This is a genomic window from Desulfurivibrio nitratireducens (assembly GCF_044068515.1).
Classification (GTDB): domain Bacteria; phylum Desulfobacterota; class Desulfobulbia; order Desulfobulbales; family Desulfurivibrionaceae; genus Desulfurivibrio.
This window is the reverse complement of sequence record NZ_JBIPKI010000001.1, coordinates 21,505-42,270: the sequence shown is the minus strand read 5'-3', so window position 1 is coordinate 42,270 and position 20,766 is coordinate 21,505. Positions and strand designations below refer to the sequence as shown.

Annotated in this window: 14 protein-coding genes; 9 read left to right on the top strand and 5 right to left on the bottom strand. The window is 62.1% G+C overall.

All coding sequences use genetic code 11. The annotated features are described in order from the left end of the window. Positions 1-97 precede the first annotated feature (97 nt). The 8 genes from lysS to recO all read left to right on the top strand — a co-directional run bounded on the left by lysS (position 98) and on the right by recO (position 13,147). On the top strand, positions 98-1,576 hold the full coding sequence (gene lysS, locus ACHHTY_RS00140; RefSeq protein WP_395492010.1) for a lysine--tRNA ligase: 1,479 nt from the start codon (positions 98-100) through the stop codon (positions 1,574-1,576). Next, the gene (locus tag ACHHTY_RS00135) at positions 1,573-2,805 is read left to right on the top strand and encodes a lipoprotein-releasing ABC transporter permease subunit (RefSeq protein ID WP_395492009.1); all 1,233 of its coding nucleotides are present in this window, start codon (positions 1,573-1,575) and stop codon (positions 2,803-2,805) included. Before lysS ends, ACHHTY_RS00135 begins: the two co-directional genes overlap by 4 nt. A 96-nt stretch (positions 2,806-2,901) precedes the next feature. Then, a complete protein-coding gene (locus tag ACHHTY_RS00130; RefSeq protein ID WP_395492008.1) occupies positions 2,902-3,606 on the top strand; it encodes an ABC transporter ATP-binding protein in 705 nt (234 codons plus the stop codon). Between the two features lie 215 nt (positions 3,607-3,821). Next, positions 3,822-6,638, top strand: coding sequence for an outer membrane protein assembly factor BamA (gene bamA / locus ACHHTY_RS00125; protein WP_395492007.1), 2,817 nt, complete (start codon positions 3,822-3,824; stop codon positions 6,636-6,638). A 111-nt stretch (positions 6,639-6,749) separates the two neighbouring features. After that, a complete protein-coding gene (mfd, locus tag ACHHTY_RS00120; RefSeq protein WP_395492006.1) occupies positions 6,750-10,307 on the top strand; it encodes a transcription-repair coupling factor in 3,558 nt (1,185 codons plus the stop codon). Further along, positions 10,304-11,320 (top strand): peptidylprolyl isomerase, encoded by a 1,017-nt coding sequence (locus tag ACHHTY_RS00115; RefSeq protein ID WP_395492005.1) that lies wholly within the window; start codon positions 10,304-10,306, stop codon positions 11,318-11,320. The genes mfd and ACHHTY_RS00115 overlap by 4 nt, the downstream gene beginning before the upstream one ends. 42 nt (positions 11,321-11,362) lie before the next feature. Next, positions 11,363-12,328, top strand: a complete 966-nt coding sequence (locus ACHHTY_RS00110) for a helix-turn-helix domain-containing protein (protein WP_395492004.1) — start codon at positions 11,363-11,365, stop codon at positions 12,326-12,328. A gap of 39 nt (positions 12,329-12,367) precedes the next feature. Further along, complete coding sequence (gene recO / locus ACHHTY_RS00105) at positions 12,368-13,147, top strand: DNA repair protein RecO (protein ID WP_395492003.1); 780 nt, start codon at positions 12,368-12,370, stop codon at positions 13,145-13,147. Here recO and ACHHTY_RS00100 read toward each other — a convergent pair. The 5 genes from ACHHTY_RS00100 to ACHHTY_RS00080 all read right to left on the bottom strand — a co-directional run bounded on the left by ACHHTY_RS00100 (position 13,144) and on the right by ACHHTY_RS00080 (position 19,591). Beyond that, entirely contained in the window at positions 13,144-13,716 is a 573-nt protein-coding gene (locus tag ACHHTY_RS00100) for a flavodoxin family protein (protein ID WP_395492002.1), read from the bottom strand. The genes recO and ACHHTY_RS00100 overlap by 4 nt on opposite strands. A gap of 132 nt (positions 13,717-13,848) precedes the next feature. Further along, positions 13,849-16,353, bottom strand: coding sequence for a glycogen/starch/alpha-glucan phosphorylase (locus ACHHTY_RS00095; RefSeq protein WP_395492001.1), 2,505 nt, complete (start codon positions 16,351-16,353; stop codon positions 13,849-13,851). Between the two features lie 123 nt (positions 16,354-16,476). Further along, a complete protein-coding gene (locus ACHHTY_RS00090) occupies positions 16,477-18,000 on the bottom strand; it encodes an HDIG domain-containing metalloprotein (RefSeq protein WP_395492000.1) in 1,524 nt (507 codons plus the stop codon). Then, positions 17,984-19,000: a GTP cyclohydrolase, FolE2/MptA family gene (locus ACHHTY_RS00085; RefSeq protein WP_395491999.1), complete on the bottom strand. Its 1,017-nt coding sequence runs from the start codon at positions 18,998-19,000 to the stop codon at positions 17,984-17,986. The genes ACHHTY_RS00090 and ACHHTY_RS00085 overlap by 17 nt, the downstream gene beginning before the upstream one ends. Positions 19,001-19,009: 9 nt before the next feature. Further along, positions 19,010-19,591, bottom strand: coding sequence for a hypothetical protein (locus ACHHTY_RS00080; RefSeq protein WP_395491998.1), 582 nt, complete (start codon positions 19,589-19,591; stop codon positions 19,010-19,012). 331 nt (positions 19,592-19,922) lie between these two features. On the opposite strand from ACHHTY_RS00080, the gene ACHHTY_RS00075 reads away from it, so the two are divergent. Continuing rightward, positions 19,923-20,756: a hypothetical protein gene (locus ACHHTY_RS00075; protein ID WP_395491997.1), complete on the top strand. Its 834-nt coding sequence runs from the start codon at positions 19,923-19,925 to the stop codon at positions 20,754-20,756. Positions 20,757-20,766: the final 10 nt, after the last annotated feature.

The following is a 20,766-nucleotide window of genomic DNA, read 5'->3' as shown; positions in this document are numbered from 1 at the left end:
TCATGATTTACGGCCAGCTCTCCCGGCCCGAGGGCCTCTGCGCCGGCTGGCGGCCGGCCATGCTAAAAACAAGCAAACCCTGCGGGGGAGTATCTGAATGGAAGAAAGCAATCAAGTCATCGCCCAGCGGCGCCAGAAGGCCGCGGAACTGGCCCGGCAGGGCGTCAACCTTTATGCCAATGATTTCAAGCCCAGCCACCGGATCATCGACCTGCTGCCCGGCAATGACCGCGACCTCGAGGCACCTTTGGCCGGGGGCACCAAGTCGGTGGCCGGCCGGGTCATGGCCCTGCGCAAATTCGGCAAGGCCGCCTTTCTCCATGTGCAGGACGGCACCGGCAAGGTCCAGGTCCATATCAAACGCGACGAGGTGGGCGAGGAGGCTTTCGCTGTTTTCAAAAAAATCGATATCGGCGACATCGCCGCCTTCTCCGGCCCCCTGTTCCGCACCAAGACCGGCGAGGTCACCATTCAGGCCCTGGCCCTGCGCTTGCTGACCAAGTCCCTGCGCCCCCTGCCGGAAAAATTTCACGGCCTGACCGACATCGAAACCCGTTACCGCCAGCGCTACGTCGATTTGATGGTCAATCCGGAAGTCCGCGACACCTTCCGCAAACGGGTGGAGATCATCCACCTGATCCGGGACTTCTTGAGCAACCGGGGCTTCCTCGAGGTGGAAACCCCGATGATGCAGCCCATTGCCGGCGGGGCCACCGCCAAGCCCTTCAAAACCCACCATAACGCCCTGGGCATGGATCTTTACCTGCGGATCGCCCCCGAGCTTTATCTCAAAAGGCTGCTGGTCGGGGGATTTGAGCGGGTTTTTGAAATCAACCGCAACTTTCGCAACGAAGGCCTTTCCACCCGCCACAACCCCGAATTCACCATGCTCGAGTTCTACCAGGCCTACGCCACCCATGAGGATTTGATGGAGTTGACCGAGGAGATGATCTCCTGGGTGGCCGTTGAAGTCTGCGGCTCCATGCAGATCAGCTACCAGGGCCGGGAGGTGGATCTGGCTCCGCCCTGGCGGCGCTACACCATGGACGACGCCCTGCAGCAGATCGGCGGCCTGAGCCCGGAATTGCTGCAGGATTTCGCCGCCCTGAAAAAAATGGCCCTGGAGCGAGGCATCGAGTTGCAACCCCAGGCCGGCATCGGCAAGGTCAAGACCGAGCTTTTTGAACTGTTGGTGGAGGAAAAGCTGATTGATCCCACCTTCATTACCGCCTACCCCACCGAAGTTTCTCCCCTGGCCCGCAAAAATGAAGCCAACCCGGAGATTACCGACCGTTTCGAGCTGTTCATCACCGGCCGGGAAATGGCCAACGCCTTTTCCGAACTCAATGATCCCGACGACCAGCGGCGCCGCCTGGAAAAGCAGATTGCCGAACGGGGGGAGGACGAAGAGATTTTCCCCGTTCTCGATGAGGATTTCCTCCGGGCCCTGGAATACGGCATGCCGCCGGCGGCCGGCGAGGGCATCGGCATCGACCGCCTGACCATGCTGCTCACCGATTCGCCCTCGATCCGCGACGTGATTCTTTTCCCCCATCTGCGCCCGGAAAAAAAATGAGCTTTGAGTGGTTTATCAGCCGGCGCTATCTGAAGGCCAAGCGCCACAAAGGCTTTATCTCCCTGATCTCGCTGATCTCGGTGGCCGGGGTCACGGTCGGAGTGGCCGCCCTGATCGTGGTCCTGGCCGTGATGACCGGCTTCACCGCCGAGTTCCGCGATAAAATCCTGGGGATCAATTCCCATATCGTGGTCCAGCAGCCCGGGCTCGAAATGCTCGACTACCGCGACCCGGCCGCCCGGATAGCCGCCCTGTCCGGGGTAACCGGAGTCACCCCCTACATTTACGGCCAGGCCATGATCACCGGGGGGGTCGGGGGAACCGGCGCGATTATCCGCGGCATCGACCCCGCCACGGTCAACGAGGTCCTCAGGCTCAACGATTACCTGGAAAGCGGGGATTGGGGCGATCTGCGGCCGCCGCCGGAGAGTCGCCGGGCGCCGGGCATCATCCTCGGCAAGGATCTGGCCCAGCACCTGGGGGTGATCCCCGGCGACCGGGTCAAACTGCTTTCCGCTTCCGGTCCCCTGACCCCGATGGGGGTGTTGCCCCGAATCAAGACCACTCTGGTGGTGGGGATTTTCGCCTCGGGGATGTATGAATACGACTCTTCCCTGGCCTATCTCGATTTGGACACGGCCCGGGATTTCATGGACCTGAGTCCCCGGGCGGTACACGGCCTCGAGGTCCGGGTGGCTGACATCAACCGGGCCGACCGGATTGCCCTGGCCATAAACCAGGAACTGGGACCGGGCTACAGTGCCCGGGACTGGATGAGCATGAACCGCAATATCTTTTCCGCCCTGGCCCTGGAAAAGGCGGCCCTGTCGGTGATCATGACCCTGGTGGTGATGGTGGCCGCCTTCAACATCGTCAGCACCCTGATCATGGTGGTGATGGAAAAAACCCGGGATATCGCGATCCTCAAGGCCATGGGGGCCACCAACGCCAGCATCATGCGCATTTTCATCTACGAAGGCCTGGTCATCGGCGCCCTGGGCACCGGCCTGGGAGTGACTGTGGGCCTGACCTTGTGCGAAATCCTGAGCCGTTATCGCTTTATCGATCTGCCGGAGGTTTACCCGATCGCCACCCTGCCGGTCCAGGTGCTGCCCCTGGATGTGGCTTTGATCTCCGCCGCGGCGGTATTGATCACCTTCCTCGCCACCATTTATCCGTCCTGGCGGGCCGCCCGGGTAGATCCGGCCGTGGCCCTGCGCTACGAATAAAGCGACCCCAGGGGGCGGCCGAGCCGCAACTCAGGACCCAAGCGGCAATAATCGGCTTAGGCCTGGAAATTTCTAACCACCTGAAGTGAACGGATAATGACGACCCCGTTGGTTGAATTACAGAACATCGGCAAACGTTTCCCCGAGCCCCGGCCCCTGGAGATTTTACAGGGGCTGGACCTGGTCATCCTGCCCGGGGAAACCATTGCCGTGGTCGGCAGCTCAGGCAGCGGCAAGACCACCCTGCTCCATATCCTCGGCACCCTGGACCGGCCCACTTCGGGCCTGGTTCTTTACCAGGGGGAAAAGGTCTTCAGCCAGTCCCCCGAGCGACTGGCCGCTTTCCGCAACCGCAGCATCGGCTTCGTCTTCCAGTTTCATCATCTGCTGCCGGAGTTTTCCGCCCTGGAAAACGTCATGCTGCCCGGCTTAATCGCCGGCCTGACTCCCAGCGAAATCAACCGGCGGGCCGTCAGCCTGCTGGCCGACGTCGGCCTGGAGGCCCGCAGCGAACACCGGGTGGGCGAACTCTCCGGGGGGGAACAGCAAAGGGTGGCGATTGCCCGGGCCCTGATCATGGAGCCCGCCCTGCTGCTGGCCGACGAACCCACCGGCAACCTCGACCCCAGAACCGGTGAGACGGTCTTTGAACTGATCTGTCAGCTAAACGCCTCCCGCGGCCTGGCCATGGTCATGGTCACCCACAATTATCAACTGGCCGCCCGCATGAACCGGGTCCTCCGGCTGGAGAACGGACGCCTGCGGGAAATATCCGCCGATCAGCTCACCATGCCGAGCTGATGGCCCTTTAGCTTAACGGCGACCCGCCCGCTCCTCCGGGCTTCAGGAGAGAATTTTTTCCGGCGGACCGGTTCGGCCCCGGCGGTTGCAGGCCCGGCTCCGACTTGGCTCTTGACAGTACCGGCAATGCCTGCTAAGCATCCCAGATTCCGGTTCCGCTTCCAATCTCCGGGGGCCCCCGGCCCCTTATTAATCCCGACCCTGCCAGGTAGCCCATGACGCCGCAGAAAACTTCCGGCTGTTTGAATTCCTCCTCCCGCCGCTGGGCCTGCTTTTCTCCTGCCCCCGCGCCCGTCGCCCTGCTCCCGGCGCCGGCGCAAAGGCTGAACCGCGGGCTGCTTTTGCTCCTGTTCGCCCTGCTGCTCTTGGTGTTCCCGCCCTTGGCCGGCGGAGCGGCCGCTTCTGCTTCCCCGAGCGGGACCCTGTTTCTGCCCCTGCAGGTTCTGGCCCCCGACGACCGAGACCAATTGACCGCCCTGGCCGACAACGCCCTGGCGGAACTCCAGGCCACCCACGGAATCGTCACCCTTTCCCGGAACCAGGTCGGCGACCTGCTGGCCGACCCAACCGCCTGGCCGCCGCCGCCGGCGGAACTGGCCGCTCTGCCGGTCCCGGCCGCCACCCGTTACGTGGTCGCCGCTCGTTTGACCCGACTGGGGGAACAGTTCAGTATCGATGCCACGGTTTTCGACCTGGCCGACCAGGCCGCGCCGCGCCATTTTTCCGAGCAGGCCCAAAACGCCGGCCGGTTGCCTTTGGCCCTGGCCCGGCTGGGTGACGATATTATGACTTACACCGAACCGGCCCGGTTGATCAGCGCCATCCACATCGAAGGCAATGACAAAACCGGGGCCGGCGCCATTCTCCGCCGGGTTTCCAGCCGGGCCGGAGACCGCCTGGATCCCGAGCGCCTGCGGGAAGATCTGCGGGCGATTTTCGCCATGGGTTTCTTCGATGATGTCCAGATCCGGACCGACGAGGGGCCCGAGGGCACCCGGGTTACCTTCGTGGTCAGCGAAAAGGCGGTTATCAGCCAGGTCATTATCAGCGGCAACCGGCGCCTCAACGAAAAAGAGATCCGCGAAAGCATCGGCGTGGTTCCCAACACCATCATCAACACCCGCCTGGTCCATCAGGCCGCCGATGGTATCCGCCAGCTCTACAAGGAAAAAGGCTATCACGATACCCAGGTAACCACCGAAATACTCGAAACCACCGGCAACATGGTCAACGTTCGCTTCGAGATTGAGGAGGGCCCGCGGGTTTATATCCGGGAGATCAGTTTTACCGGCAACGAAACCTTTCGGCCCCGGCCGATCCGTAAGGTCATGAATACCCGAACCAAGGGGATTTTCTCCTGGTTTACCCGTTCCGGGCGCCTGCAGCCGGATATCCTCGACCAGGACCGGGCCCGGATCGCCGCTTTTTATCATAACCAGGGCTTCATCGACGCCAGGGTCGGCGAGCCGGAAATTCACCAGGACGGCAACCGCCTGGCCATCACTTTCCATATCGAGGAAGGCGAGCGCTACCAGGTAGGTGAGATCGCCCTGGCCGGGGAACTTCTCGCCCCGGAAGAAGAACTGCTGGCCTTGATCCAGCTGCGCCAGGAGACCTGGTTCAGCCGGGATATCATGCGGCAGGACATGATGCGCCTCACCGACCGCTATGCCAGTGAGGGCTATGCCTTTACCGACGTGGATCCGATGATCAGCCGGGATGACGAAAATCGCCGGATGGATGTCGTTTTCCATCTGGAAAAGAACATGCTGGTCCATATCAACCGGATCATCATCCGGGGCAACACCAGAACCCGGGACAACGTCATTCGCCGGGAGGTCAAGGTGCGGGAAGGCGACATTTTCGATACCGGGGCGATCCGCAAGAGCATGGAAAATCTCCAGCGACTCAATTTTTTCGAGGAGGTCAACATCAATCCCGAGCCCGCCCTGCTCCGGGACGATCTGATGGATGTCCAAATCGAGGTCAAGGAACAACCCACCGGCACCTTCAGTATCGGAGCGGGTTACAGTTCCATGGACAAACTGATGTTCATGGGGCAGATCAGCCAGGACAACTTCATGGGCCGAGGCCAGCGCCTGGCCTTCCAGACCGATTTCAGCTCCAATGCCACCCATTACAACCTGAGCTTCACCGATCCCCGCCTCGACGACTCCAAGCTGCTTTTCGGCTTCGATCTCTACAACTGGAAACGGGAGTACATCGACTACACCAAGGAGTCCACCGGCGGGGCCCTGCGCTTCGGCTACCCGATCTGGGAGAAATGGCAGGCCTACTGGGGTTACGGCTACGAGACCAACACCCTGACCGACGTGTTGCCCACCGCCTCGCGCTGGATCATCGACTCCATGGATCTCAAGGCCAACAGCTACGTTCGCCTGGGCCTGATCCGGGATACCCGCAACAACCGGATGGATCCGACCCGCGGATCGATCCAGGACATCGGCATCAAGCACGCCGGCGGCTGGCTCGGCGGCGATACCGCCTTCACCCGGGTGGAGGGCGCCACTACCTGGTTCTTCCCCTGGGACCGGATTCCCGTTCTCAAGGCGAGCAACAACCCCTGGCTCAACGATACCACCTTCCGGCTCAAGGGCTCCATGGGCTATATCCGGGAAAACGAAGACGGTCGCCTGCCGATTTATGAAAAGTTTTTTCTCGGCGGCCTGCGCACCATGCGCGGCTTTGAAACCGCCACCATCAGCCCCCGCGATCCGGCTCCGGACAACAACGACCGGATCGGCGGCGAAAGAATGTGGTACATGAACAGCGAATGGATTTTCCCCATTGTCCGCGATATCAATCTCAAGGGCCTGATCTTTTTCGACGCCGGGAATGTCTATACCAGGGATGAAAGCTGGGACCCGAGCGATCTCAAATCCAGCGTCGGTTTCGGTTTCCGCTGGCTCTCGCCCATGGGCCCACTGCGCCTGGAATGGGGCTACAACCTCGACCCCGAACCGGATGAACGTCGCACGGTCTGGGATTTCAGCATCGGTGGGGTTTTTTAGGTTCAAGGGCCGGCGTTCGAGGACCAGACTTATCATGTCCGCCGCCGGTCACCAACCCTTGCCTTCTGCATCCTGCCCTTGAATCTTGTCCTTTGAAATTGAAGCTTTCCCATGAATCATATTCTTGACGCCCTTGGGCGCAGCTCCACGCCGCTTGACCTCTACGGGCTGCGGGGCGGAGCAGCCGCCTGGTTTGCCGGCTTGGCCGGCGGCCTGGGCAGACCCCTGCTCTGTCTCTGCCCCAGCCCCGAAGAGGCGCGCCTGCTGGCCGAAGATCTGGGCCTGTTCTCCACCCTGCCGGTGATTTTCTATCCCGATGCGGAGGTGCCCCCCTACGCCCCCCTGCGGACCGATCCCGGGGTGGCCGCGGCCCAGACCGCCGCCCTCTACCAGGCCCTGAGCGCCACGGGGCCCTTTGTTTTTGTGGCCTGCGCCGTTTCCCTGCTCGGCAAAACCCAGCCCGGCCAGGAACTGAACGGGCTGGCCGAGCTGCTGATCAGCGGCGAGGAGAGCGATCCCCGCCAGCTCCTCGAACGATTGGCGGCCGGAGGCTATGAACAGGCGGCCCTGGTCCAGGAAGTGGGGGAATACAGTGTCCGTGGCGGAATTATCGATATTTTCGCCCCGGGCCGGGAGTATCCCCTCCGCCTTGATTTTTTCGGCGACACCGTTGAATCCATCCGCCATTTCGATCCGGTCAGCCAGCGTTCCATCGAAGAGCTGGCGGAAGTTATCATCCTGCCGGTGGGGGACACCCTCTACCCCGCGGCCGATTCGCCCGCCCACCGGGCCATGCTCGGCCGCTTCCGGCGCTTGACCGACGAACGGGGCTGGGACCGAGCTGAAAGCGCCCGCCTCCTTGACTGCCTGCAGACCCGCCGGCCTTTTGCCGGCGATCGCTTTTTTCTGCCGCTCTTCCAACCCGCGGCGGTCTCCCCTTTAAGTTATCTGCCCGCCGCCACCCTGATCCTGGCCCTGGACTATCCCCGCCTCCGGCAAGGCTTGAGCCTGCACGACGAAAGGGTGCGGGCCAACTTCCAGGAACTGGAGGCCGCCGCCAAGCCGGCTTTGGCCCCGGCGGAGCTTTTTTTGTCCGCCGCCGAACTGCTGGAGCAACTGGCCGCGCGGCCGGGGGCCCGGCTCCTACCCTTGGGGGGAACTGACCCCGACAACCGCCGCAGTTTCACGGTCAGCGCCGGCAACCATGTCCTGCTCAAGCAGGAACTTGATCTGGCTCGCCCCAGCCAAGGGCTGCTCGCCCCCCTGGCCCGGCGGATCCAACAGTGGCAGACCCGGGGCGAACAGGTTTTTCTGGCCTGCCGCTCCCCCCGCCATGCCGCCCAGATGGAAGAAATGCTGAACGCGCACGGGGTTGCCTGCCGCCGCCAAACCGAATCCGGGCCCCCGCCAGGCATGGTTGACCGGCAAGCTCTCTCCTCGGCCGCCAGCCGGGAATTGATTCTGGCCCCTCAACCGCTGAGCAGCGGCTTCGACCTGGTCGAGGAAAAACTGCACTGGCTTTCCGAGGCCGAGCTTTTCGGCGAGCGCCGGCTGGGCGCGGCCAAAACCCGGCGGCGGGCCCCGGCGGAAAAAATTTCCCATTTCGATGAAATCAACCCCGGCGATCTGGTGGTCCATCGCCGGCACGGAATCGGGATCTACCAGGGCCTGACCCCCATCGAGCTGGGGGGAATCACCAATGACTATCTGGAAATCCGCTACCGGGGCGAGGACAAGCTCTTCATTCCGGTGGACCAGATCAACAGCGTCGGCAAGTACAAGGGGGTGGCGGAGCAGGAGCCCAACCTGGACAAGCTGGGCGACAAGACCTGGCTGGCCACCCGCAACCGGATCAAAAAAGCGGTCTGGCAAGTGGCCCGGGACCTGCTCAACCTCTACGCCAAGCGCCAGCTCGCCGCCGGCACCACCTTTTCCGCCCCCGGCGAAATGTATCACGAACTGGAGGAGTCCTTCCCCTTTGACGAAACGCCCGGGCAGCTCCAGGCCATCAACGAGGTCATGGACGATCTCTGTTCCGACCGGCCCATGGATCGGCTGGTCTGCGGCGATGTCGGCTACGGCAAGACCGAGGTCGCCGTCCGGGCGGCCTTCAAGGTGGTGGAGGATGGGGCCCAGGTGGCTCTACTGGTGCCGACCACGGTTTTGGCCGAACAGCATGCCGCCACCTTCCGCGAACGGTTGGCCGGTTTTCCTTTGCGGGTGGAGAGCCTCAACCGATTCCGGAGCCTGGCCGAACAGAAAAAAATCGTCGCTCAACTGGCCGCCGGTCAGGTGGATATTGTCATCGGCACCCATCGCCTCCTTTCCGCCGACGTCAAATTCAAGAAACTGGGCCTATTGATCATCGACGAGGAACACCGTTTCGGGGTCGGCCACAAGGAACGCCTGAAAAGGCTGCGAGCCGGAGTCGATGTCCTGACCCTGACCGCTACGCCCATTCCCCGCACCCTGCAGCTTTCCCTGCTCGGGGTCCGCGATCTGTCGGTGATCAGCTCACCGCCCAGCCTGCGGCGCACGGTGAAAACCTTCATCGCCCGCCACGACGATCTGGTAATCCGGGAAGCAATTCACCGGGAACTGGGCCGGGACGGCCAGGTGTTCGTGGTCCACAACCGGGTCCAGAACATTCACGAGGTGGCGGCCAAAGTCCAGCAGCTGGTCCCGGAAGCCCGGGTGGCGGTGGCCCACGGCCAGATGCCGGGCAAGCAGCTCGAGGAGATCATGGTCCGCTTTGTCCGCCGGGAAATCAATGTTCTGGTCTGTACCACGATCATCGAGTCCGGTCTCGATATTCCCAGCGCCAACACCATCATCATCACCCGGGCCGACCGCCTGGGCCTGGCTGAAATTTACCAGCTGCGGGGCCGGGTGGGCCGGAGCAGCGAGCAGGCCTACGCCTACCTGCTGGTCCCGGCCCTGGACGATCTGGCCGGCGAGGCCCGCCGCCGGCTTCAGGCCCTGATGGACTACAACGAACTGGGCGGGGGCTTCAAGCTGGCCCTGAGCGACCTCCAGATCCGGGGGGGCGGCAATATCCTGGGCGAATCACAGAGCGGCAACATCGCCGCGGTGGGCTATGACATGTATCTCGAACTGCTGCAAAAAACGGTGCTGGACCTCAAGCGGCGGGCCCGGCAACCGGATGCCGCCGGCGGCGATGCCCCTCCGGAGGAAACTATGGTCGAAGAGGAGATCGAGCCGGAAATCAAACTGGCCATCGCCGCCCATATTCCGGCCGATTATATCGAGGATGTCAACCAGCGTTACCTGGCCTACCGTAAAATTACGGCCGCCGCCGATGATCCCGCCCTGGCCGATATCCAGGACGAATTCGCCGACCGTTTTGGCCCCCTGCCCCCGGAAACCGCCAATCTTTTCGAGATCATCTCCCTGAAAAACCGGCTGGCCAAGCTGGGCATCAGCAAGCTCGAACAGGGTCCGGCGGCCCTGGTTTTCAGCTTCCACCCCAGCACCCCGGTCCCCCCCGAACGCATCCTGGCCCTGGTCAACCAGCGCCGCAAAGGGTTGCGCTTTACTCCCCAGGCTCGATTGATCAGCCCTCTGCCGCCCAAGCCCTCCATCGCCACCCTCTTCAACGAAATCAAAAAGTTGTTGCGCGCACTCATGGGGGATGATATTCCTCAATGATGTTCGCTATCTTGGGTAATTTGAAAAAATTGTGCCGGGCTGAAATTGCCGCCCCGGGTCTGGCGCTGCTGCTGGCGGCAATCTTCTGGGCCCCCCAGGCGCTGTCAGCCCGGGTGGTCGACCGGGTGGTGGCCGAGGTCAACGGCGAAGTGATCACTTGGTCGGAACTGGAGCAGGAGGTGGCCCCGGCCCGGGAGCAGATTCTCAAGCAGGTGCCGGCCGCGGAGCATGAAAACGTCCTGGCCGAAGCCCGGCGCCAGATTCTGGCCGGCCTGGTCGACCGGCTGCTGGTGGAACAACACGCGGCCAAACGGGGGATCGTGGTCGGTGAGCGGCAGGTGGACGAGGCTCTGGCCCAAATCCTGGCCGATAACCGAATCAGCGAAGAGGAGCTGATCCGCGACCTGCGCCGCAACCAAACCACCCTGGCCAATTATCGCCGAGACTTACGTTCCCAAATCCTGCAGTCACGCCTGCTCAATCTGGAAGTCCGGGAACGGGTGGTCATCCCCGAAAGCCGGATTCGAGAATACTACCTGGAAAACTTCGCCGGCCGGCAGGAAGAGGCCGCCTATCATATTCTGCAAATGGGCTTTGTCTGGAGAGCTGAAGATGCCGAAGCCCGCCGGGAGGCCCGGCGCCGAGCCGAGCAGGCCCGGGAGGAAGTGCTGGCCGGGGGAGATTTCCGGTCCGTGGCCCGGCGCCATTCCGACCTGCCATCCGGCGCCGACGGGGGCGATCTGGGGGTCTTTCAGCTGGATGAGTTGGCGGGAGTAATGCGGGAACATATTCCCCGCCTGGCCCCCGGCGAACTTTCCCCCCTGCTGGAAACTCCGGCGGGCTACCAGTTTTTTCAACTTCTTTCCGACCGCGGCGATCAGCGGGCGCAAATGACTTACGAGGAGGCCAGGGACGAGATCAGGGAACTGCTTTATCGCCAGGCCCTGGAAAGTCAGTTCACCAGATGGGTGGGCAACCTGCGGGAAGACGCCTACATCAGGATCATGCTGTGAGGAGGCTCGTGCGGTCATGAAAAATTTTCCGAGTGACGCCCGATGAGCCCCGGCAATCGGGAACCAAATTCAGCCGGCCCGGATCATGCGCCGGCCGCCACAACCGGGAGCGGCGAAGGAAAAAGCAGTGTTCTGGGCGAGCAACTCCGCCAGGCCCGGAACGCCAAGGGACTTTCCCTGGCCGAAGCCGCGGCGGCTACCCGCATTCACGCCGCCACCCTCGAAGCCCTCGAGAACAACAATAGTCAAGCTCTGCCCGCCCCGGTTTTTTCCCGCGGTTTCGTCAGAATCTATGCCGCCTATCTCGGGCTTGACCCCGAAGAAGCCCTGCGCCTCCATATCCAGGAACAGAAACTGCCGACGGCGGCCACCACCGAGAAAATCCACATCGACGAGGTTCTTACCGCCCAAAGCATGGCCGCCCCCCCCCGGCGCCTGACCGGCAACCATGTCTTTATCCTGCTGGTTTTGGTCGTGGCGCTTTTTTTGGCCTACTGGGCCTATAGCAACTATCTGCGTCCCCAAGCTCCGGGCCCCCTTTTACCGCTGCCAAATCCCCCTGGTGAAGCCGTCCCGGAAAGCCCTCCGCCACCTCCGGCAACGGAGCAGCCCGCCCTGGATGCAAATCCGGCAGCCGGTGAAGAGACCGGCGATACCCCGGAAACCGGCCCCGCTCCTGAACCGGCAGCCGAGCCCGCTTCATCCGCCGCCACCGGCCCGGCAGCCGCCGCGGCGAGCAGCGTTAACATTCCGGACCGGGCTGCGGCCCCAACTCCCGTCCACGTCCTGGTGGCGCATTTCGTCGAAGAGACCTGGGGCCGCGTCAATCTGGATGACGCTCCTCCCCGGGAAATCTCCTTGCTGCCCGGAGACGCCCGCACCTGGAAGGCTGGCCGGCAGATCGCCCTGCGCATCGGCAACGCCGGCGGAGCCAGCCTTTTTTACAATGGCGAGCCTCTGCCGCCCCTGGGCTTTAGCGGCGAGATCGTCGATCTCCGCTTCCCCTGAGTCCGGCAGACACCCAGAGAGCGTCGGGGTCAGCATTAGATGCATCTTAAAGAGACAAGCGCCGTGGTCCTGGCGGTAAAGAGTCACGGCGAGATCGACAAGATCGCCACTTTCTACGGCCGGGAAACAGGCAAACTGACCGGCATCGCCAAGGGGGCCCAGCGCAGCCGCATCCGTTTCGTCAACAAGCTCGAACTTTTTTCCCTGCTGGAAATCAGTTACGAAGAAAGCCGGAGCAGCGGACTGGTGCGGATCGACCAGGCTGAATTGCTGCGCCCCTTTTCCTGCATCCGCCAGGATTACGCGCGCTATGCCGCCGCCTGCCTGGTAGGAGAACTGGTCCGGCAATGGACCCGGGAGGCCGATGCCGATCCTGAAATTTTTCCCCTGCTGGTCTGGGTTCTGACCGCCATCGACGCAGCGCCCGCCGCCGCCGAAAAGCTCAACCCCCTGGTGATCTTCTTTGAAATCAAGCTGCTGGGTCTGCTGGGCTACCGGCCCAACCTCGCCGGCTGCCTGCGCTGCGGCTCCCTGGACCAGGCTGAGCGGCCCTACCATTTCAGTCTGGCCGACAGCGGCCTGCTCTGCCGGACCTGCAACCGGGCAAGCCGCCGCCACAGCCTGATCCCCATGTCTTTAGCCACCGCCAGGCTGCTGGCCAAGGCCCAGGACCTGGCCATTACCAAACTAAGCCGCCTGAAACTGCCCCCGGAGAACGCCCTGGAGGCCCTTAATTTCCTCAATCATTACAGCCGCCAGCTGCTCCAGCGAGAGGTCCACTCCCGGGAGTGCCTGCAGACCATTCTGCCTCAATCCTAGCGAATCTTCTTCAGCAGCCAGGCCATATTGCGGCCCAGATCGGCCATGGTTTTCATGCCTTCAGGATCATTCTTGACCTCGCCCGGATCCTTGCCGATCCCCATGTTCCAGTAGGAGGAACCGACCACGATCATCTGGCCGATCAGGAAGAAGGCGTTAAGGGAACTGAAAACATGGTAGGCCCCGGCCCGGCGCACCGCCACTACTCCGGCACCGGCCTTGCGTTTGAACATGTCGTTGTTGGCTCGGGACACCATGCCGCAGCGTTCGATCAGAGCCTTCATCGAGGCCGAAACATCGGCGAAATAGGTCGGGGAGCCGAGAATAATCCCGTCGGCCTCTTCCATCTTGGCGATACAGTCATTGATGATGTCCTTCTCCACCGCGCAACGCCGGTCTTTTTTCTTGAAGCACTGGTAGCAGGCGATACAGCCGCTCACCGGCTGGCCGGCCAACTCCACCAGCTCGGTTTCTAAGCCCGCCGCCTGCAGCTCGGCCAGGGCGGCGTTAAGCAGGGTGGTTGTGTTTCCTTCCTTGCGGGCGCTGCCGCTGAATGCCACGACTTTCATGCTCTTCCTCCTTGGTTATTTGCTCTGCTGGTCAGGAGCGAATCAGGGCCGGGTCTTCGCTGGGGCGGGGAGCCGCCGGCCCGATAAAAAAATTTCTCCGGCCAGCCTGCTGCCCGGGCCGGTCGGAGAGGGCTATACTTTTACCCCCCAGATCTCCTCTGCATACTCCCGGATGGTTCGGTCGGTGGAAAATTTGCCCATCCGGGCCACGTTGAGAATCGACTTGCGGGCCCAAAGCTCCTTGTTGCGAAACGCCCGGCCCACCTCATCCTGGCAGCGGACATAATCCTCCAGGTCCTGCAGGTAGAGATAAGGGTCGTCGGGGTCTAGCAGCGCCTGGACCACGGGCTGGAAAATAGCGGTATCCCCGCGGCTGAAATCACCGGCGGCAATGGCGTCCACCGCCTGCCGAACCTCAGGATTCTGCCGATAGACCGCCTCCGGCGTCCGCCGCGGGTCGCGGCGGATCTCCTCGACCTCCTCGGCGGTAAGGCCGAAGATGAACATGTTTTCCCGGCCGACCTCCTCGCAAATTTCTATATTGGCTCCATCCATGGTACCAATGGTCAAAGCCCCGTTCAAAGCCAGTTTCATGTTGCCGGTCCCCGAAGCTTCAGTGCCGGCGGTGGAAATCTGCTCGGAAAGATCGGCGGCGGGAATAATTTTTTCGGCCAGGGAAACCCCGTAGTTGGGGATGAAAACCACCTTGAGGCGCTCCCCGATGCGAGGATCGCGGTTGATGGTATCAGCCACCGAGTTGATCAGCTTGATGATCAACTTGGCCTGGGCATATGATGGGGCTGCCTTGCCGGCAAAGATTACCGTGCGGGCCGGGGCCTTGCCGGCCCCATCGCTGATGAGCCGATGATACAGCACGATGACATGGAGCAGGTTGAGCAACTGGCGCTTGTATTCATGAATCCTCTTGATCTGGACATCAAAAAGTGAATCCGGGTCCACCTTGATGCCGCATTCGGTCCGAATCAGGGCGGCCAGGCGCTTTTTATTGTTCTTCTTGCAGGCCAGCCAGCGCCGCTGAAAGGAGCGCTGCTCGGCCAGGGGCTCCAGCCCGCGCAGGGCATAAAGGTCGGTATGCCAGTCAACCCCGATATTTTCACTGATCAAAGAGGCCAAACCGGGATTGCTCTTAAGCAGCCAACGACGCTGGGTGATGCCGTTGGTCTTGTTGTTGAAGCGTTCAGGGTAAATATCGTAAAAATCCTTGAAGATCCGGGTTTTTTGCAGATGGGTATGCAGTTCGGCCACCCCGTTGATCGAGTGACTGCCGACAATGGCCAGATAGGCCATCCGGACTTTTTTGACCGACCCCTCTTCGATCAACGACATCCGGCGCAGGCGCTCCATGTCCCCGGGATAGCGCTGCTCCAACTCGGCCAGGAAACGGCGGTTGATTTCATAAACGATTTCCAGGTGGCGGGGTAATACCCGGTGAAAAAGCTCGACCGACCACGTTTCCAGGGCCTCGGGCATCAAGGTGTGATTGGTGTAGCCAAAGGTCTGGACGCAAATTTGCCAGGCTTCTTCCCAGCCCAGTCCCTCTTCGTCCAGCAAGAGCCGCATCATTTCGGGGATGGCTATGGCGGGATGGGTGTCGTTTAGCTGGACGGCGACTTCAGCGGTAAAATCGCTGAAATCCTTGTGCTTTTTTTTGTAGCGGCGGAAAATGTCCTGAAATGTGGCGGCGACGAAGAAATACTGCTGCTTGAAGCGCAACTCCTGGCCCTCGCGGATATCGTCGGAAGGATATAGAACCTTGGAGATGGTTTCCGATTCCACCACGCCCTGGACTGCCTGGATATAATCGCCGCGGTGGAAGGAGGCCAGGTCCAGGTCGCGGGAGGCCTTGGCGCTCCAGAGCCGCATGTTGATGGCCGAATCGTTGTGAAAGCCCGGCACCAGGATATCATTGGCCATGGCCATTACTTCGTCGGTGTCCACCCACTCGTGGCGGAGCCGTCCCTGCTTGTCATGGTAACGGTAAACCCGGCCGTGGAACCTCACCGAGTACAGGTTCCAGGGACGGTCAAATTCCCACGGCGTGCCGTAGCGCAGCCAGTTGTCGGGATGTTCCACCTGAAAGCCATCGAGCAGGCGCTGGTAAAAAAGGCCATATTCGTAGCGAATGCCGTATCCGTAGCCGGGAATACCCAGAGTCGCCATGGAATCAAGGAAACAGGCGGCCAAGCGGCCCAAGCCGCCGTTGCCCAGGGCGGCGTCTTCTTCCTCCTCGCGGATTTCCTCCAGGTCATAACCCATTTCCTTGAGCGCTTCGGTCACCTCGTCGTAAAAACCCAGGTTGATCAGGCTGTTGCCCAGGGAGCGGCCGATCAGAAATTCCAGGGACAGATAATAGACCCGCTTGCGATGTTTGTCGTAAAATTCCTTCTGGGTCTTGATCCAGCGCTCGATCAGGAAATCCCGCACCGTGTAGGCCAGGGCCTTGTAGATCTCACGGTTGCCGGCCCGCAGGGGATCCCGCCCCAGGAAGCTCAGCAGGTGATGATTAATGGTGTTGGTCAGATCCTCCCCGCTCCTCATTTTCCCCTCCAGGGTACAGTAGGGGCCGGCTGGAGCGGCGGCCGCCGGCGGGCAGGTCTCGCGGTCTTTGTCAGACATCTTTATCCTCATGCCAAGAGCAGGTCCAAGGGGCAAGGCTCAAGGGGCGGAGTGCCGCCTTGGCGGATCTTGAGCCAGGTACTCCTGCAAGGTAACGTGCCCGGGACAGCCGGGTCAATTTATTTATGGCCGATATTGCCGCACCCAGGCCAGGGCTTGCTCCCGGTTGGTCACGATTCCTTCGACCCGCGCCTGCTCCAAATCGGCAAGAATCCGCTTGAAGATCGGGCCGGGGGTCAAGCCGCAGCTTTTTTGCAGATCATGCCCGTTGAGCAATGGCGGCTGCTGGAGTACCGGGGTGATCCTTTCCCGGGCCACGGTCATGATCTCGACATAAAGATCCGCCAGGTTCTGTTCCATATCGGGAGGCTTGCCCGGACCCCGGCCGGCCAGACTGTCGGCCATGGCCAGCAGAAAAAGAGCGGGCAAATCATCACCCACGGCTCGAACCAGGCGCAGGCAGGCCCGGGGACTGATGCCGGTTTTCAGGCGGGAGTTGCTCAGGTGGAAGGGCCACATGTGGTGGGCCACCAGAAGCTGCAGCAGGCGCGTCCGTTCCCGGCTGAAACGCAGACGCCAGGCGATGCCCCGGCTCAGGTCGGCCCCGATCCGGTCATGGTTGTAAAAGGTGATCCGTTGTTCCTGGCGCCGATGGACGGCCGGTTTGCCCAAATCGTGGAGCAGGGCCGCCCAGCGGAGGGCCTGGCCCCGGTCGGGATGAGCGGGATCATGGAGGTAAGCGGACAGCTCGCGGTGAAAATGGGGGAAAAAGCGGGCCGGGGCGGCCAGTACTTCGGCGAGCTGAGCCAGGGCTTCAATCCCATGGCCGCTGACATCGAGATGATGACTGCTCGGCTGTTCAAGGCCCGCCCCGGCGGCCATCTCGGGCAAAACCTGGTACAAGAGGCCGGCGGCCGCCATGGCCGCCACGGCCCCGGCTCCGCCTGGCGCCGCGAGAATCGCATCCATTTCATAGCGGACCCGTTCGGCCGCCACCCTGCGAATTGCCGGCAGATCCTGCCGGAGCAGGGCTTCCGTCGCCGACTCCAGGCGCATGCCGAGAGCGGCCTGAAAGCGGTAGGCCCGCAGGAGGCGCAGCGGGTCGGCGATAAAAACCCGGGGATTTACGGCCCGGATAAGTCCCGACCGCAAGTCTTTGCCGCCGCCCCAGGGGTCAAGCAAGCGCCCCTGGGGCAGGCCCGGCTCCTGACCCGCCGTCGGCAGCCAAAGATCCGCCCCGGGCGGATTAAGCCGCAGAGCCATGGCGTTGATCGTAAAATCACGCCGGCCCAGATCCTCCTCGATGGTGTCGGACTGCTCGCGAAAAGCGGCGAAATCGAGATCCCAACCCCGCCAGACCACCCGGGCGACATCGTGCTCGGGATCAAGCAGTACGAAAGTTGCGTCAAGTTCCCGGGCCAGGTTGCGAGCCAAAGCCACGGCGCCGGCCGGCAGGGTGAAGTCGAGATCCTTAATCAGAGCGGAGAAGGCCGGTCCTCCTGCCAACGCTCCCGGCAGCCGACTCCCGCCGGCGGCAAGCCATTCCCGGATGGCGCCGCCGGCAAGATAGAGAGGAGGGTCGCCAGCCCCGGCCAGCACCTTCTGCAAGGCAGCCAGCAGGGCGGAACAATCACTCTCCTGGAGCATCCGGCAACCTTGCCGCGATGGCGGCCAGGGTGGTTTCCAGACGGCAGTGGACATCATGACGGTGGATACTTTCCAGACCGACGGTGTTGATCACTACCCGGCTGGCCGGCGGCAACAGGGGACCGAGAATGGTCGCCGCCGCCCGGGCCGTCTCCCTTACCGAGTCCTCGGCAAACTGGGGATGGGCGTGGGAGGCATAAACCAATTCCGCTTCATCGGGCCGCTTGAGCAGGTCCTGGCTTAGATGGAGAGCCGAGGCCAGACAGGCCAGCAGGTTTTCCTGGTTAAGCTCCCCCGGTCCGACCGGGTCGTCGTGTTCGACGAATATACCCAGAGTGGTATGGGAGCGCTGGGAATGGGTGGGCAAGGGAAAGCAGGGTCCCTCCCGCTGGGCCTCCGGCCTGGCAGCCACCGCGGGAGCCAGCAGCAGTTGATTGTAAGCCTGGGTGCAGGGGCAGGCGGTAATGTGATGGACTCCCACCACCAAGCCCACCCGCCAGCGCCAGGCGGCGCCGGAGTTTTCCGCCTCCACTTCGACCCGCAGATCAAGGGCATCAAGGGAATTACGCCCGCTGATCAAGGTGCGACTCGGCCGGGGCAGCTGGCCGGCCAGGGCAATCCGGCCACGCCGGGATTCCTGGCCCGGGACCGCCAACCGGGCCAACGCCAGAGCGTAACTGCGCAAATCAATAAAATCCCGGTCATCCAAGGCACTGATCGCCTCTTCCAAACGCGACATATGAATGCCCCGCCGGTCGGCGGCCAGTTCAACCTCCAGCCGCAAATCAAAGGGCAGCCTTCCCTGGGGCAACCTGACCCAAGCGGTCTTGGCACTGATCCCCACGGCATCGAGGGGAAAGGGAAAGGCCGGGCACTGGCCGGGGACATCCAGGCAGTTTTGCAGCACTTCCCGGTGCCGCTTGTGAGAAAAAAAACCGCCCGCCTCCTCCTCGGTCACGGGATCAGCCGGCCGGGCAAAATCTCCTTGGTTTAAGCTCATTTCCTATCCTTACAATAAAGAGCGTAGCGCTTCGAGATCCTTGAGATCGATTTCATCCTTGGCCTTGGCCTTGGGATAAAGGGCGCTGAGCAGTTTTTCATCTTCCAGCAGTTCGAGGAAACGGGCATGGGCCCCGGCAAAACCGGGAGGGGCCAGACCCTGGGTCTGCAAACCGGCCACTGCCCGGGCAAACAACTCCGGGGCCCGGGAATAAACGGCGTAAAAGAGCCGGTCCCGCACCAACCGGGGCTTCTGTTCATAGGGGGGGGCCTCCTTGCGCAGCGCCGCCATCAGCTGCCCCAACGTGCACTGGGGCAACAGGGCCAGCAGCTTGGGTGTGTCATAAATGTCGGCCGCCTCCAGTAACTGCTCGATCATGGCCGGGGTAAGCTCCCGCAAGGCTTCGCTGACCCGGCTCTTGATCTCCGGCTCCTCGCTTTCCAGTAGCAGGCGGACATAGGGAGTGATTTCAGCGGAGGTCAAGACCCCTTTGCGCAGGGCCTGGGTTAGCCATTCCACTTGCATTTCCGGGCTGCGGGCCACAAAGGGCATGTAGCGCTCCAGCCATTTTTTCCCGCCTTTTCCTGACATTGCCTGACCATCCGCTCCGGCCACGCCGGGCCGGGATTTGTTGGGGCTGATAAACGGGCGGGGCCGCATCGGCCGGCCCTCTGGACCAGCTTGAACCTTACCCTTTTTCCGGGGATTAACAACTGGTTTTTTGCCCGCCTTAGCGGCTAATAACCGGTAATTACAAGGTAAAAAAGGATTTTCCATTGACCATAACACATTTCTTGGCTATCCTCTTTTACAGTAACTGATTTACCATCAGCCCCTTGCCCAGAGAGGACGCGCCTCCATGCCTGCCCAGGACAAAAGAGTCATTTCCCCGCGCAAGACGTTGCGGCCGGTTTTGCTTATTATGTTGATCCTGGCGGTTCTACTGGGTTTTGCCATCTGGAAGCTCGCCCTGGCCCCACAAGAACCGGCGGTCTCCTACCCTCCCCCGCCGCTGACCCAACCCGCCCCCCCGGCTGCCCCCGACCCCGCTCTGCCGTCCGAGCCCTTTTTGCCGCCGGGGGACCCCGCCCTCTCGGCCGGCCCGGAGCCGGAGCCGGAGGATCAATGCACCCTGGTCAGCGGGCAAATCGGCGATTTTTTCGCCCACCTTGAGCAACAGGACTATATCCGCGCCAGGGAAATTGACGCCGCCCAGGCTTATTTCGGCGCCCTGGGCGACCGGCTCCTGGCCGATCCGCCGGTGGTGAGCGGAGAGACCGACAGCCTTTTCGCCATCCTCAACAATACCGCCCATTTTTATCGGGTCTTGCAGAAGGACGACCTTTTGCTGCTTAAGGATGTGCTGATCAACGAGCGGGAAGAACTGGAAGTCACCCTGGATCTTTTTTACCGCTGGTCTCTGATTTCAGCCGACTGTCCGGCCGGCGACGTCGCCATCAACCTGCCGTTGCCGGCGCTCTACGAATATGCCGGCTTCTTCCTCAACACCTTGGGCGGCCGATCCTATCTATTCCGGCGCGAAGCCCGGGTACGGCTGCTGGCCCAGTATTACTCAGTTCTGATACTCGACCGGGCCAACGCCGCCCAGCTCAACCGGCACGGTCTTGACATCCGCCCCACCATTGCCAGCCTGCTGGCCGAAATGCCGGCTGTTGAATCGTTGCAGTGGCGGGAAGAATACCTGGCCACCCTCCTTGTCCTCCAGGACAGATACCAGCGGGAGTACGGCAACTGAGCCTTAGGAC

Excerpts from the sequence above, each read along its gene's own strand:
- ACHHTY_RS00110 (WP_395492004.1), top strand. The coding sequence starts at position 11,363 with ATGAGCCCCGGCAATCGGGAACCAAATTCAGCCGGCCCGGATCATGCG.
- ACHHTY_RS00080 (WP_395491998.1), bottom strand. The coding sequence starts at position 19,591 with ATGTCAGGAAAAGGCGGGAAAAAATGGCTGGAGCGCTACATGCCCTTT.
- ACHHTY_RS00100 (WP_395492002.1), bottom strand. The coding sequence starts at position 13,716 with ATGAAAGTCGTGGCATTCAGCGGCAGCGCCCGCAAGGAAGGAAACACA.
- ACHHTY_RS00095 (WP_395492001.1), bottom strand. The coding sequence starts at position 16,353 with ATGTCTGACAAAGACCGCGAGACCTGCCCGCCGGCGGCCGCCGCTCCA.
- ACHHTY_RS00085 (WP_395491999.1), bottom strand. The coding sequence starts at position 19,000 with ATGAGCTTAAACCAAGGAGATTTTGCCCGGCCGGCTGATCCCGTGACC.
- bamA (WP_395492007.1), top strand. The coding sequence starts at position 3,822 with ATGACGCCGCAGAAAACTTCCGGCTGTTTGAATTCCTCCTCCCGCCGC.
- ACHHTY_RS00135 (WP_395492009.1), top strand. The coding sequence starts at position 1,573 with ATGAGCTTTGAGTGGTTTATCAGCCGGCGCTATCTGAAGGCCAAGCGC.
- ACHHTY_RS00115 (WP_395492005.1), top strand. The coding sequence starts at position 10,304 with ATGATGTTCGCTATCTTGGGTAATTTGAAAAAATTGTGCCGGGCTGAA.
- ACHHTY_RS00090 (WP_395492000.1), bottom strand. The coding sequence starts at position 18,000 with ATGCTCCAGGAGAGTGATTGTTCCGCCCTGCTGGCTGCCTTGCAGAAG.
- ACHHTY_RS00075 (WP_395491997.1), top strand. The coding sequence starts at position 19,923 with ATGTTGATCCTGGCGGTTCTACTGGGTTTTGCCATCTGGAAGCTCGCC.
- lysS (WP_395492010.1), top strand. The coding sequence starts at position 98 with ATGGAAGAAAGCAATCAAGTCATCGCCCAGCGGCGCCAGAAGGCCGCG.
- recO (WP_395492003.1), top strand. The coding sequence starts at position 12,368 with ATGCATCTTAAAGAGACAAGCGCCGTGGTCCTGGCGGTAAAGAGTCAC.
- ACHHTY_RS00130 (WP_395492008.1), top strand. The coding sequence starts at position 2,902 with ATGACGACCCCGTTGGTTGAATTACAGAACATCGGCAAACGTTTCCCC.
- mfd (WP_395492006.1), top strand. The coding sequence starts at position 6,750 with ATGAATCATATTCTTGACGCCCTTGGGCGCAGCTCCACGCCGCTTGAC.